Raw genomic sequence first — 13,911 nt, forward strand, 5'->3', positions numbered from 1 at the left:
ACATGCTCATCATTGAGGACGGGACCGGCAAGCCTGATGCCGAGAGTTTCGCTAGTGCGGAAAGCCTGGCCGCTTATGCGGTCAAGTTCGGCCGCACAATCCCGGCTGACGAGGCAGCGCAGGAAGCGCTACTGCGCCGGGCCGCCGTCCAGATGATGGCGTTGACCTGGAAAGGCAGCAAGGCGACGACCGCCCAAGCATTGCCCTGGCCGCGCCGGGGCGTGGAACTGGACGGGGAAATCCTGCCGGTGACCCTGATCCCGGCCCGGATTGAATACGGACAGATGGCCCTGGCCGTGGAGATCCATGCGGACGACATCGACCCACCCAGTAAGCGGACCGGCGCCGTCACTCGCAAGCGGGTGGAGGGCGCTGTGGATGTTCAATACGCCGAAATCCCCAACGACAGCGGCTATCTCCTGCCCGCTGCGCCAGATCGACCGAGCGCTACCCAGTTCGCTGACTACTTGGCCCGGCGCGGGCTGTTCGCAGTTCGCTCATAACTTCAGGAGTCCGCCATGGCCACCTTCTACGACGAGATGGCCGCAACGGCTCTCGAACTGATTACCGAGTTTGGCCAGCCCGTCATGATTCGCGATGTGCAGCCGGGCGATTACGACCCGGTTACGGGTTTCGAAACGCCAGGAGTCGAGCGAGAACGGGTCGCCCAAGGCATCTTGTTGGACTTCACCGGTCAGGAGTTCGCAACCAACACCCTGCTCAAGTCTGGCGATAAGAAGCTCAAGATCGCCGCGAAGGGGCTGGAGTGGATGCCTAACTTGCTCAACACAGTGATCATCCAGGGCGAAACGTGGTCGCTGATCCCGCCGCTGAAAGAGATCAATCCCGCCGGTACGCCGCTGCTCTATGAGCTGCAAGTGAGGAAGTGATGGGCCTGGCTGATGATATGAAGGCGTTCAAGCTGAAGACGAACGCCAAGCATGAAAAGATCGTTCGTGGAACCACCATCGCCCTGTTCAATGCCGTAATCATGGACACGCCGGTGGATGAGGGGCGGTTACGGGGCGACTGGCAAACAACAGTTGGTCAGCCCGCCACTGGCAATACCGGCATAGAGGACAAGGCCGGTGCCGCCGCCATGGCTGAAGTTACCAAAAACACCCCCTCAGCGGTTGGCATCGAAACCCACCTCACGAACAACATGCCTTACTGCGAAGTCGTCGAGAATGGCGACTACAACGGGCCGACCGACAAGGTTACTGCTGACGGCTATAGCGAGAAAGCACCGCAGGGCATGGTCAAGAAGAACGTTGACCGGTTCCAGAAACTGATCGACGAGCAGGCCAGGAAGACGACATGAGCGAAACCAAGATCAATGGCGCGCTTGTGTCGGCCTATCTCGCGGCGAACCTCTACCCGGCAGCCAGGACGGCCTGGGAGGGCAAAGCCTTCACGCCAGTGCAGGGCCAGGCATGGGCCGCACTGACTGACCTGCCAACCAACCGAGAGCCGGCTGCCTTCGGCGGCGCCAATCCGGTCGAGTGCACCGGCTACCTGCAGATCGACATCAATCACCCAGCCAATACCGGCACAGGGCCGATCCTGAATGATGCGGACAAAGCCCTGGCCTTCTATGTGCCGGGCAAGCGCCTGGAGTATCAGGGGCAGAGAGTGCACATCCGCAAGGCCGACCGCTCGCAGATCCGCACTGGCTCACCCTGGATGACGGTCAGCATCCGCGTTTACTACACGGCCTGGGTCTTCCCAAGCGCCTGACCCATCCGAATCAACAACCCCACACCCCGCTCACTGCGGGTTTTTTCGTTATGGAGATCCCGAAATGGGCAATGCAGCCAGCGGCTCAGCCGTAGAGACGTATTACATCGAGGAAGTGGCCGGCGCCATTCCCGCAACCCCGGCCTGGAAGCCGATCCGCTTCGTCAGTGCCGGCCTGACCCCAAACATCCAGCAGATCGACACTGCCGAGATGAACCAGTCCCGCCAGCGCCCGGCCAGCCGCGGTGGTACCTACAGCGTGGCCGGCGATATCGCTGTTGAGCTGTCTTTCGCCAGCTTCGACGACCTGATCCAGGCCGCTATGCAAGGCAGCTGGACCGCCAACGTGCTGAAAATCGGCAAGGTCGAGCGCACCTTCGCCATTCTGGAGCGCCACACCGACATCGGCATCGATTACGTGTACCTCGGCTGCGCGGTAAGCTCGATGGCGATCAGTTCCCCGCTGAATGCGCCTGTGGGCGTGACGTTCAGCATGATGGGCACCAAGGCCGAGAAATTCACCTTGCCGGCCGGGTCGACGTTCGTGCCGCCGACTGACACCGACATCATGATCACCACCAACCTGGCCCTCCAAGAAGGCGGCGTGCCGGTGGCGTATGCGACCGAGTGGTCGGTAACGCTGGATAACGGTATGGAAGCGCTGTTCGCGCTGGGCAGTCGCGAGGCGTTCGACATCAGCAACGGCGTGGCCACCGTCACTGGCTCGATGTCGGCCTACCTTGTCGACGCTGTGCTGTGGGACAAGGTGCTGAATGAAACCGGCACCGCGCACGTCATTGAGTTCAAGGAGGGCGATGACAGCTACACCTTGACCCTGCCAAAGGTTCGCTACACCCAAGGCCAGAAACAGACCTCGGGGCCGGGCGCCATCATCCCGCAGTACACCGTCAGCGCGGGCTACGACGCCGCGCTGGGCACCACCATGCAGATCGAGCGCTCTGCCTGACCTGCACCCCTGATTCTTTATGCCCGCCACTGCGCGGGCTTTCTTTTGCCAGGAGAAACGCCGCATGACCACCAAAGCCAAAGCCGAAGCCCAGGTCAAGAACTTCGAACTGTCCGACTTTTTCACCATGCCGGCCATCCAGAAGGGCAAGAAGCTGCCGCTGACCCTGCCTGACGGCACCGAAACCCCGCATTATCTGGTCGTAACCAGCTCCGACGCGGCAATCGCCCGGCGTACTCTGCTGGAGCTGAGTCGCGAAGGCCGCGACCGTGACGAATCCAAACTCTCGACCGATGAAGTATTCGAGATCACCCAGGCCGGCACCATCAAGTACCGCAGCGCCCTGGTGATCGGCTGGTCTTTCGATGTGCCGTTCTCTGTCGAGGCCGTCAGCGAGTTGCTAGCCCAAAACCCTGGCCTCGCTCAGGAAGTCGAATCGCTGGCGGGTAACCGTTCTCGTTTTTTCGCGGCAGACTCGACGACCTCCTGACCTTCTGGGAAGCCGAACTGCGCCTGACCAAGCCGATCAAGGATTCGAAGTCCACGCTTCGGGATCACTTGACGCAGGTCTGGCGCATGACCGGGCATAAACCTCGCGAACTGGATGTGCCGCCGATGCCTGAGGGCATGGAGTACCTCGTGGGGCTGTTCTGGGAGTGCAAGCGAACCAGCGACCCGCTACTTTGGAGCGAGCTTGAAGCCTGGTCTCGACTGATGGATCGCTACCTGGAGCCGGAGGAATACAGGGCGCTGATGCGGATGGATTCCATCCAGTGCAAGGTTGCTCATGAGGGCTGAGCCAGGGTCTGCGGTTTGCGATACCGGCAGAGGGTGTTAGATTTCCGCCATCTGTCAGGGAGGGGTAGGAATGTCTACAGATCGGTGCAAAAAATGCTGGTCGCTAGTCGATGCCAAGGCCAAGAAGTGCCATATGTGCGGTGCAGCCATGTCGAAAACCAGCAGCCTGGTCAAGGCATTGGCCGTGGTTTTCGCATGCGTGCTGCTGGCAACCTGCTATTCCGTCTTGTCGGGCAAGGCGACTGTCAGCCCCTCAAACTCGGCGGCACCAGAGCCGCAAGCAGAAACGAAGACCATCACCGAGGCTCAGGATCGATATGCCAACCACCTCAAGAGTGGAGCCGAGCCAATTGCCAAAGACGCCCTATGGATGACTGGCGCCTCGCTTTATGTAGGGGTGTTAGACGACAAAACGAATCGCAACGGATATGCGGAGTACATCTGCAGCGACGCCGCTTCCCATGGCGTCAAACCGCAACTGGTCAAGGTTGTGGATATTGTCGATGTCGCCAGAGATGGAAAATTTCGAGAGCTTGGAAAAGCCTTATGTAAGTAGGCTTGAGAGCACGCACGCAGCCCCGCCATTGAACGGGGCTTTTTTTCGCCTGGAGAAAAGTCATGACAGAGTCGGCTCGGCTGATAGTCACGGTAGATAGCACTCAGGTTGCCAAGGCCGCCAACGATCTGTCAGCCTTGGAGCGGTCCGCCCAAGGCGCCGAGCAGGCAAGTCATAAGCTTACCAGCTCCGCCGTATCGGTAGCCAATGCCGCAAAGAGTATTGGGGCTTCGGCGGCAAGTGCTGCTGCCGGCGCAGAAAGGGTTGAGTCGGCGGCAGTGAGTGCTGCGCTTGGCCTGAGCAGCATGGCCGCCGCCGCAGGAAAGGCAGGCAATGCTGGGGGAGGATTTGAAAGGATTGATCGCAGCGCCAGTGAGGCGCGATCTGCTGTAGAGCGGCTATCTTCGTCGTCTCAGTCGCTGAGTGGCGATATGGCTAAAGCTGGCTCCAGCATATCCACAGTCGCTCGCGCCATTGATGGGCTTGATGTCATTCAAGACGTTGACGACCACATCTCTAAATTCAACGACAGTGTAAAGGACTCCAAAGACAACGCTGATGAGGCCGCCGACGCCTTCGGCAAGTTTCGCGACAGCGCAAATGATGTTCAAGACGTCACTCCGCCAACCGGTTCGGCCGTCGACAATCTGAGCGAGGCCCTTAAGCGCCTGGTGCTGCAGGTGGCAGCATTTATCAGTGTCGTGGAGGGTGTAAAGAAGCTATCCGATGTTCAGCGTCAGTTCGACGTGCTGAATGCGGGACTTGTAACGGCTACCAGCTCCGCAGAAAAGGCCGCGGGCGCCTTCGGAGCGCTACAGCAGTTCGCAGCCAAGACACCCTACGACTTGAGCCAGGCGGTAGATGGCTTCACGAAACTGGTTAACTTGGGCCTTACCCCGTCTGAAAAAGCCATGGTTTCTTATGGCAACACCGCATCAGCCATGGGGAAAGACCTCAATCAGATGATCGAGGCCGTTGCAGACGCCACCACGGGGGAGTTCGAGCGCCTGAAAGAGTTTGGCATCAAAGCCAAGCAAGACGGCGACAAGGTAACCATGGTCTTCCAGGGCGTTAAGACGACCATTGGTAACAGCGCGAAAGAAATTGAGAAGTACCTGATCGCTTTGGGTGAAAACCAGTTCGCTGGCGCAATGGCACGTCGCGTCGACACTCTCGACGGGAAAATTGCCGCGCTCGGCGACACGTGGGACACCACATTCCGGCTGATCAACAACGCCGCCACCGGCGCCATCATGAAAGACTCGGTGCAGGCGGTAAACGATGCGCTTGAGGAATTGAACGCTCAGCTCGCGTCTGGTCAGCTAGAAACCAATCTTGAAGCCTCGGCTGGGAAATTTAAGGGTTGGGCTGCTGACGTCAAGGCGTCGTTCGGCATCGTCTCGGAGGCACTGACCCTTGAGTCGGGGTTCTGGAGCGATCTGTTAAGCAACAACGTCGACAACATGGTTGCGACATTTCGGGACTTCCCCGAGAACGTGCGCGCGCTGATCCAGCTTATGACAGTTGAGATCGCTGCTGGCCTGGATAAGGCGTATGTCTACGCTGTTGGGTTTGCTCGAAAAGCCAAGGCTGCACTGAGCTTTGGCAACAATGATGCGGCGTATGAGGCTGCCGGCCAGCAGCTCGAGGCCGACCTGGCTGTGGTCAATCAGGCCCGCGAGGACTCTATCGTCAGCATCATGAATGAGCGAAATGCCGCCGTTGAATCTTTCGCTGCACAGCGCAGCATGGCGAAGATGCAGCGGGAAATGTACGAATCTGGCCAGGCCCTGGCCGCTCGCTCTACAGAAGACCGCCTGGCAGGCTTCAAGAAGGTGTCAGAGGCCGAAAAAGAGCTCACGGACGAGCAGAAAAAAGCCGCCAAGGATGCCGAAGCACTGGCTGAGCGCCAGAAGAAGGCCCTGGAGGATCTGGTTGCGCAGTCGGCCATCAGCGTCAAGTCCACCAACGCAATGGCCGACGCGTACTTGGGCGGCGCCGACAACGTCCGCGCCCTGACCATCCAGCAGAAGATCGAGGAGGAGCTGCTCAAGACGGGCGAAGGCGCGCGCACTAAGGTTGCAAAGGCGATCAACGACGAAGTAGATGCCCGCGACCGGCTGGCCATCGGCGAATTGGTCGCCCAGATGCGCACCGAGAACGCCCAGACCCTGGATCTGGCCAAGGCCACGCTTCAGGGTGAGGCGGCGATTGATGCCTACAACGTTGCTAAGCAGGTGCAGACGGCGCTGATCGGCAAGAACATCGCTGTCGGCTCGCAAGAGCACAAGCAACTGCTGGAGGTGACCAAGGCGCAGCTGGCCAACAACAAGGCGCTGGACCAAGCCAACAAAGCCCGTGACCTTGTCGACCGGCTGAATCCCGAAGTCGCTGCGCTGAAAGAGTACCGGGAGGCCCAGGAGGCGCTGACCTGGGCGATGGAGAACGACCGGGACAACATTGACCTGTACCAGCAGACGCTGGTGAAGCTGGGCAACGAGTACGAGGTCAACCGCTCCAAAGCCACGATCTGGGGTCAGATGACTGAGGCTGCCGTAGACCGCATCGATGGAGTTTTCGCTGACGCCTGGGCGAACATTGGCGACGGCGCGGAATCGCTGTGGGACAACCTGAAGAAGGGCTTCAAGCAGACCTTGGGCGAGATCGTCCATATGCTAACAACAAAGCCGCTGCTGAACTCGTTCGCAAACTGGCTGACGGGCACCGACAACGGCCAAGGGCTGGGCAGTACCTGGGAAAAGATCCTCGGTAGCCCTAACAGCACGTCAGGAAGCGGCAGCGGAGTAATGGGTTTCCTGAGCACTGCGAAGACGGCGGTCGATATCGCCAAGAGTGGCTTTGTGACTGAGCTGCGCACCGGCTTCGCTCAGGACGGTCTCACCGGGGCGTTCAAGTCTGGCGCCGATTACGTCTCTGAAGCTGTGACCAGTGCTTTCACCGTCGGCTCAGAGACGGCCGCCGTCGCGGCACAATCCGCTGCGCAGTTCACGGTTGAAAGCACAACCGCCGGGCTCAACGCAGCCGCTGCCGAGTATGCTACTCAGTTCGGTGTACAAATGGAGATCAGCGCCGGTGCAGTCGATACAGCGCTAAACGCATCGAACGCTGCGCTGACCAATACTCTTCAAGGACTGAGTACTGCGCTGAGTGTGATTGGTATCGCGTATAGCATCTTTACCGCGTATGAGAACTACGGGGTTGAGGGGGCTGCTCTGACTGCTGGCTTCACTGCGGCCGGCGCGTACATTGGATCGATTGTGCCTGTGATCGGTACCGCCATTGGTGCTGCGATTGGCGCCGTTGTTGGCTCTATCGCGAGCTCGTTTGCGTTCGGCTCGGGTGAAAAATTTCCGGAGTTGTCGGGCTCGGCGTCCGGTACCTGGCAGGGCGGCAAGTTCACAGATAACGGCTGGGTTGAGGGCTGGAAAGAGAAACAGCCGAAGTTCGGCGATGCGGTAAACGCTGAGCTTGGTGCGACAGTTCAGAAATTCACATCGACCATGGGCATGCTGTATTCCGTGTTCGGCGACTCTGCTGCCAGTATCTCGCTCGACAACACAATGCGGCAGCGCAAGACCTCCGGCGATTACTCCAGCGCGTTTCTGGCAACCCTGAACAACGGCACGACAATCACCGGCATTCAGCAGCACGCCGGTGGCGATGTTGTCGCAGGGATCAAGCAGAACTATGAGTACGTGATGGGCTCATTCCTGGCCCAGGCGATCGTCAATTCTGATGGTATCCCTGCCTACTTCAAGAACCAGTTCATGGGCTTCGCTCGCGACTGGGAGTCCACCGCTGATGACGTGATTGCAGCCATCGAAGGGGTTTTCACACGGTTTAACGGCGTGAACTCAGCGCTGAAACAGATCCGCGTCGGCGTGCTTGAGATCGGCGACGTTGGCCTACAGGCGTCGGATGCGATTCTGGACATGGTCGCGAAGTTTTCCGATCTCGACGTTGACACTGCGTCAGCGAAGGAAAAGGTCAATGCGCTGAACGAGCTGGTGAACGGCTACTACCAAGTGTTTTTCAGCGAGGGCGAGCGGTTTCAGGATCTTGAAAAGACCCTGCGCGGCACGTTCCTCGGCTTCAATATGGAGTTTCCAGACACCCGGGAAGCGTACCGGAAGATCGTTGAGGACATTGACGTCACTACGATAGCCGGGCAATCCATGTTCGCAACGATGATGGGCCTTGCGACATCTGCGGATGCCTATTTCTCAACGCTTGAAGAGGGTGCGTCGAACTACTACGACCTGTTCACCACTGATAGCCAGAAGTCGCTGGACCAGATCGCTGCGACCCGCGCGGCATTCACAGCGCTCGGCGTCGAGCTGCCGGCCACGCGCGATGCATTTATCGCAATGGTTGAAGCTGCGAAGAAGGGGCAGGTTACAGGCAAGGCTACTGCTGATGCGTTGATGGCTCTGGCCACGAGCGCGGATGCGGCTTACCAGACGCTCCAGGGTCAATTGGTCAATAACGCGAACGCCGCTTTCGCAACACTTCAGCGCTCGATCAACGCTCAGAAAACGTCGGTCAACGACATGATCACGACAGCGCGTGAAAGCGCTTCGGGTCTGACGTCGATCAGCAATGCCCTCGGCAATGCGATGAAGGCCCTGCGCGGCGACAGCGATGAAGCGGTGAAAATGCTTCGCGCCCAGGCACAGGCGACCGTCGTATCTGCTCTTGCAATTGCCAAGGCTGGCGGGTCACTCAGTGGCTTTGAGGGGCTTGAGGATGCCCTTTCGGTCATCAGCGACAACGACACCTCGCTCTATGGAAGCCTGGAGGACTTCAGCCGGGAGCAGGGGCGCAATGCAAATCTGGTCGCAGAGCTGAACGGCCTGACCGGCAAGCAGCTCACAGCCTCAGACAAGACCATCAAAGCACTGGAGGATCAGCTCAAGGGGCTGGATGAGCAGCTTCTGTTCGCACAGTCGCAGCTCGATGCCCTGAACGGCGTCGACAACAGCGTCAAGTCGGTCGCCGATGCGATAAAAGATATGAACGCATCTGTGGTCGCCGCGATTGCTTCGATTACGGGCAAGATCTCGCCGCAGAACGCCGGGGTTCTCATCGACTCGATCTACAAGGACAAATTGGGGCGGCCTGCTGACGATGGCGGGAAGGCGTACTGGCAGGACCAGCTTGCGTCCGGAAACCTCAACGCAGGCAACATCACAGGCGCAATCACGAACGCTGCTGCGATTGAGGCTGCGTACAAAGCTGCCGGGATCGCGATGAACGACGGCGCAGCGTACTGGGCTACCCAGCTCACGACCGGGGCGCTGACTCCGGCGCAGCTTCAAGAGGCTGTGCGCAACGCAGCGCTGGCAAACGGACAGTTGCCGAAGTACGCCACCGGCGGGTTGATCGCAGGCCCTGGCACCGGTACCAGCGACAGCATCCTGGCTCGCCTTTCAAACGGCGAGTACGTGATGAGCGCTGATGCCGTGCGCATGTTCGGCACGGGACTGCTGGATCAGATGAACGCTGGCCGGCTGCCAGGGTTTTCGACTGGCGGGGGCGTGGGCGAAACCGGTCCGGTGCTCCAGATCACCAGGCCGGCGCAGATCTATGCCGGCCAGCAGGGCCAGGGGCAGGGCGGGCAGGGCGCAGGCGATGCGGCTGCTGTGGCAGAGCTGCGTGCACTACGGGACGAGATCCGCTCCGGCCTGGCTGTACTGAACGCCCATGCCAAGAAAACCAGTGATAACACCGGCCAGCTTGCAGAGGTCGGCGTCCAGGCGATTGGCACCACTCAAGTCAAGGTAATCGCATGAATCAGATGACCGTTGTACCCGGGTTGGAGGTTACTCCGGCCCGGTTGATTTCCAGCACCTTGCCGGCGGCCGATTACCCAGCCTGGTCGTCGACTCAGGCCTATGCCATTGGTGATCGGGTCACTGTCGGCCAGATCAACTATGAGGCGCTGGTGGCGCACACGAACCGCAACCCGATCAGCGACACCGTTACCCCGGCGGCATGGCTCAATCTGGGCTGGATTAACCGCTACCGGATGTTCAACAAGCAGATCGGCAACACCTGGGCTATCGGGTCTTTCTCAAGCGCTGCGAACGAGATCGACCTGACGATCCGGCCTGGCCAGCGGGTGAATGCCATTGGCCTGGTAGGTGTTGTCGCATCGAGCGTGCAGGTGGTCATGACCCAGCCGGGTAACGCTACGCCGATCTATGACCAGACATTCGTGATGACTTCGCCAAGTGGCAGCGGCTGGTATCAGCATTTTTTCAGCCCTTTCAAGACCCGCGAGAACCTCGCTGTTCTGGATCTGCCGCCGGCCAGCAATGCCGACGTTCGTGTTGTGATCAGCGCGCCGGGCAGCACGGCCAGAGTCGGCATGATGATCATTGGCTGGTCTAAGCCAATCGGTACCGCTGTGTACGACACATCTCTGGGGCGCAAGTCCTACACGACCGTGAAAGAAGAGTTTGACGGCTCGGTGACGATGACCAAGCACGGGGCGCGCCGGAAGATCGACTATCGGGTCGTGATGGCCGGTGACGAAGTAACCGACGCGCTGCGCACCCTGGACCCGCTCGATGCTACGGCAGCCCTCTACGTCGGCGCCGAAGAGCTTGATTACACGATCATCGCTGGCACTTACGACGACCTCGACATTGGTCTGCCGACCTACAACCACGCGACCTACACCCTTTCTGTCAGGAGCCTCATGTAATGGCTATCCCACAACTCACGCCTCTGCCTGTACCGCCGTTGGCAACCGATTCGGAAGCGGTCTTCAACACAAAGGCCGATGCGACCCTGCTGGCCGAAAAGCAGATGGTCGATCAGCTCAATGGCAGCACGATCCCCGGTATTAACCAGGCCATCGTTGACGTAACCGCAGCAAAGAATTCAGCATCTGGGTCTGCTACAGCGGCTTCTGACTCCGCCTCGGCGGCGAACACAGCAAAGCTGGCAGCTCAGCAGGCTGTCACTGACGCTACAAGCGCTGGTGCGGCGCAAGTGACGTTGGCCAAAGACCAAGCCGATCTGTCTAAACAGCATGCAGACAGCGCCCAGGTATCGGCAGCCGCTGCGCAGTCTGCTGCCGGCGCGCCATCACTCGTCGGTAATGCTTACAAGGTGCTGGGCGTCAACGGCAGTGCTAGTGGAGTTGCATGGGTTGCCGGTATTCCAAATCCGGTGACAGGATTCGCAGGTGCGGTTCTTGTATTTAACAACGTGAGCAAAATCCCTAATTGGGGGTTTCCCGATGGCATTGGGGATTTAAGAACAAGTGCAACTAATCTCACTGTTAAATTTAGCGCTTTTAATTACCTTCCAATGGACGGTTCTATAAGGCTTCGTTCTTCGTATGTTGCACTTGCTAACGTGGTAGGTGCTCAGGGTTGGCAAATTAGTCAAACTTACACATCGACGACACTGGGTAGTACAAAACCGTATATAGCTACAGCACCGGGTGCATACCCTGGTGCGCCTCCGAGAGTTCTCGCAGTATCTTCTAGCGGGGCTTTCCAATACAGTAACGATGGGGGTAAAAATTTTCTTGGCGACCTTCAAATAATTAGTAATTGTTTAGTGGCTGATGTTATATATTCTGAAACTTATTCGTGCTGGATAGTTTTATTAAGGGATTTGGGTTCTAGTACCAGTTATTTGTATGTATCCAATGACGGCATAGAATGGTCTGCCAAGGCAACGCTACCAGAATTATGTGCTAGAGTAGCTATTGACTCCAAAGGGGTGGTAATCGCAACCCCTGTTGTCGCTAGAACTTATGTGTACAGGTGGATATTCGCAACTTCCCCATGGGCATGGACTTCGCATGAAACAGGTACGTCAGTTGTCCATTCTGCAATTTCCACAGACGATAATGGTGTTTGGTGCGTAGGAATATCCAACGGTATTCGAAGATCATCAGATGGAGGTTTGACCTGGGCCACAGTTGTAGTACCAAACACACTTAATTACGCTGCTATCTCAAACAACAGGCGGGGTGTTTGGTTTGCTGGCGTTAACGGTAGTGCGGCAGGTATTAACGCAATCAAATCAATGGACAACGGGTTAACTTGGTTGGTGGTCGGGTTGCCAGCGGCTGCGAACATTTTCGATATTACATACAACAGCGGTTTCTTTTTCTTGGTACGCAGCGTTTCCCCTCAAGTTATTCAGATAGGTGAAAGCGCGGATGTGACCACATACACTGCACCGGCATCGGCAGTGCTAGCAGGTGCAAATAGAATTAGTTCAACAGACGGAACTGTAATTGCCGCAAGCTCCAGTACAGCAAGCGTAATTAAAAGCGCCCCAACCTTTGCGTATGACCCTACAACGCAATTCTTGCTTCCTTTTTTACCTGCACCGGCAGGTTTTAAAAATTACATCAGGTCGGCTTGAGGAATGACTATGGAAACCTATGTCTATCTGTGGGACTCAAACAAAGTTTTCACATCAGCTTTCAAAGTTGAAGACCCGTTAGGCCCGGTGCCTGCTGGCACAGCAACAGAGCCACCAAAGCTGGCTGATGGTGAGTTTGCCCAGTGGGACGGGCTGGAGTGGAGCAAGCTGTCGAGCTATCCGGTGCCGGTCTTGCCTGAACCGCCTGTGCCGGATTGGCCAGCGCTGATCGCCGCCCGCCGTTATCAGGCCGAGACCGCAGGCATCACCTTTGAAGGCATGGCCGTGGCCACGGACGACCGCAGCCAAACTCTGATCACCGGTGCCGCGCTCCAGGCGCTGATCGATCCTGAATACAGCTTGCAGTGGAAGACAGCCACAGGCTTCGTGCAGCTCACCGGGCAGCAGATCCTGGCGCTGGCCTCGACCGTGCGCGCGCATGTGCAGGCGTGCTTCGACCGGGAGGCAGAACTGCAGGCTGCGGTGGCTGAAGGCTCAATTACGACCGAACTGCTGGAGCAGGGCTGGCCGTAACGACTACAGATTCCGGCAAAGACAACCCATGCCGCCTTGTGCGGTTTTTTTTCGTCTGGAGAAAAGTTACATGGCACGAATCGACGCAACACAGGCTGGCGGCAAGAACGTCCTGGCCTTTTTGGACATGCTCGCCTGGAGCGAGGGAACCAGCACCATCAAGGCCTCTGACGACGGCTACAACGTGCTGGTCGGCGGCAAGCTGTTCAGCGATTACAGCGCGCACCCGCGCGTGCTTGTTGACCTGCCGCGCTACAAGATCAAGTCCACCGCGGCTGGCCGGTACCAGTTCTTGGCCCGCACCTGGGACGCCATTGTGCGGAACTACGGCTTCAAGGGCCGGTTCATTCCCGAGGCTCAGGACCTGGCCGCGATCAAGCTGCTGATCGAGTGCGGCGCGATGCCGTTCATCAAGGCCGGTGACATCAAGCGCGCCATCGCAAAAGCGGCGCCGATCTGGGCCAGTTTGCCCGGTGCTGGTTATGGCCAGCGCGAGCACAAGCTTGCCAGCCTGCTGGAAATCTACGCAGACGAGCGGGCGCAGGAAGAGGTGCCCGAGCCTGACCTGCTGGCCATGTACTCTGCTTGCGGCGGGGTGATGGCATGAAGCGCCTGGCCCTGATGATCGCCATCGCAGTATTACTGCCCGGTTGCGCAGTCCAGGCCCTGAGCTACGCGGCCGGTGCCTATTGCGCGGCTCCGGAACCGGCACGCCAGGCGAACCGTATTCTAGTCAATGCCTCAATCGCGCCGAACCGTATTGAAGTCACCTGCGGCCGTGCGCCATGACCGGCCGCTTCCTCGACCCTCTTGTGCTCCAGGCCTACGCCAAGGGCGAGTGGGTGCTGATGCACGACTTCCGCTACCAGTCGGCTGACGGCGAGACCTACACAGCGCCGAAATA

Annotated in this window: 14 protein-coding genes; all 14 read left to right on the forward strand. The window is 58.5% G+C overall.

The annotated features are described in order from the left end of the window. Nucleotides 1-2: 2 nt before the first annotated feature. The 14 genes from NRB16_RS08080 to NRB16_RS08145 all read left to right on the forward strand — a co-directional run bounded on the left by NRB16_RS08080 (nucleotide 3) and on the right by NRB16_RS08145 (nucleotide 13,796). Entirely contained in the window at nucleotides 3-503 is a 501-nt protein-coding gene (locus tag NRB16_RS08080; protein ID WP_257105932.1) for a DnaT-like ssDNA-binding protein, read from the forward strand. A gap of 15 nt (nucleotides 504-518) precedes the next feature. Beyond that, nucleotides 519-890, forward strand: coding sequence for a hypothetical protein (locus tag NRB16_RS08085; protein WP_257105933.1), 372 nt, complete (start codon nucleotides 519-521; stop codon nucleotides 888-890). Continuing rightward, nucleotides 890-1,321, forward strand: coding sequence for a hypothetical protein (locus NRB16_RS08090; protein ID WP_257105934.1), 432 nt, complete (start codon nucleotides 890-892; stop codon nucleotides 1,319-1,321). Before NRB16_RS08085 ends, NRB16_RS08090 begins: the two co-directional genes overlap by 1 nt. Beyond that, on the forward strand, nucleotides 1,318-1,737 hold the full coding sequence (locus NRB16_RS08095; RefSeq protein ID WP_257105935.1) for a DUF4128 domain-containing protein: 420 nt from the start codon (nucleotides 1,318-1,320) through the stop codon (nucleotides 1,735-1,737). The genes NRB16_RS08090 and NRB16_RS08095 overlap by 4 nt, the downstream gene beginning before the upstream one ends. Before the next feature lie 64 nt (nucleotides 1,738-1,801). Continuing rightward, nucleotides 1,802-2,704: a phage tail tube protein gene (locus NRB16_RS08100; protein ID WP_257105936.1), complete on the forward strand. Its 903-nt coding sequence runs from the start codon at nucleotides 1,802-1,804 to the stop codon at nucleotides 2,702-2,704. Nucleotides 2,705-2,768: 64 nt separating this feature from the next. Next, on the forward strand, nucleotides 2,769-3,194 hold the full coding sequence (locus NRB16_RS08105) for a phage tail assembly chaperone (protein ID WP_257105937.1): 426 nt from the start codon (nucleotides 2,769-2,771) through the stop codon (nucleotides 3,192-3,194). Between the two features lie 86 nt (nucleotides 3,195-3,280). After that, nucleotides 3,281-3,502: a hypothetical protein gene (locus tag NRB16_RS08110; RefSeq protein ID WP_257105938.1), complete on the forward strand. Its 222-nt coding sequence runs from the start codon at nucleotides 3,281-3,283 to the stop codon at nucleotides 3,500-3,502. Nucleotides 3,503-3,572: 70 nt separating this feature from the next. Further along, a complete protein-coding gene (locus NRB16_RS08115; protein ID WP_257105939.1) occupies nucleotides 3,573-4,058 on the forward strand; it encodes a hypothetical protein in 486 nt (161 codons plus the stop codon). Between the two features lie 62 nt (nucleotides 4,059-4,120). Further along, nucleotides 4,121-9,871, forward strand: coding sequence for a tape measure protein (locus NRB16_RS08120; protein WP_257105940.1), 5,751 nt, complete (start codon nucleotides 4,121-4,123; stop codon nucleotides 9,869-9,871). Continuing rightward, a complete protein-coding gene (locus NRB16_RS08125) occupies nucleotides 9,868-10,788 on the forward strand; it encodes a carbohydrate-binding protein (protein WP_257105941.1) in 921 nt (306 codons plus the stop codon). The genes NRB16_RS08120 and NRB16_RS08125 overlap by 4 nt, the downstream gene beginning before the upstream one ends. Next, entirely contained in the window at nucleotides 10,788-12,473 is a 1,686-nt protein-coding gene (locus NRB16_RS08130; protein WP_257105942.1) for a hypothetical protein, read from the forward strand. The genes NRB16_RS08125 and NRB16_RS08130 overlap by 1 nt, the downstream gene beginning before the upstream one ends. Before the next feature lie 9 nt (nucleotides 12,474-12,482). Then, nucleotides 12,483-13,007 carry a DUF4376 domain-containing protein gene (locus NRB16_RS08135; RefSeq protein ID WP_257105943.1) on the forward strand — a complete coding sequence of 175 codons (525 nt, stop codon included), beginning with the start codon at nucleotides 12,483-12,485 and terminating at the stop codon, nucleotides 13,005-13,007. 70 nt (nucleotides 13,008-13,077) lie between these two features. Beyond that, nucleotides 13,078-13,614 carry a glycoside hydrolase family 104 protein gene (locus NRB16_RS08140; RefSeq protein WP_257105944.1) on the forward strand — a complete coding sequence of 179 codons (537 nt, stop codon included), beginning with the start codon at nucleotides 13,078-13,080 and terminating at the stop codon, nucleotides 13,612-13,614. Then, nucleotides 13,611-13,796: a hypothetical protein gene (locus NRB16_RS08145; RefSeq protein ID WP_257105945.1), complete on the forward strand. Its 186-nt coding sequence runs from the start codon at nucleotides 13,611-13,613 to the stop codon at nucleotides 13,794-13,796. The genes NRB16_RS08140 and NRB16_RS08145 overlap by 4 nt, the downstream gene beginning before the upstream one ends. Nucleotides 13,797-13,911 lie beyond the last annotated feature (115 nt).

Source organism: Pseudomonas sp. LJDD11, from assembly GCF_024584215.1.
Classification (GTDB): Bacteria; Pseudomonadota; Gammaproteobacteria; order Pseudomonadales; family Pseudomonadaceae; genus Aquipseudomonas.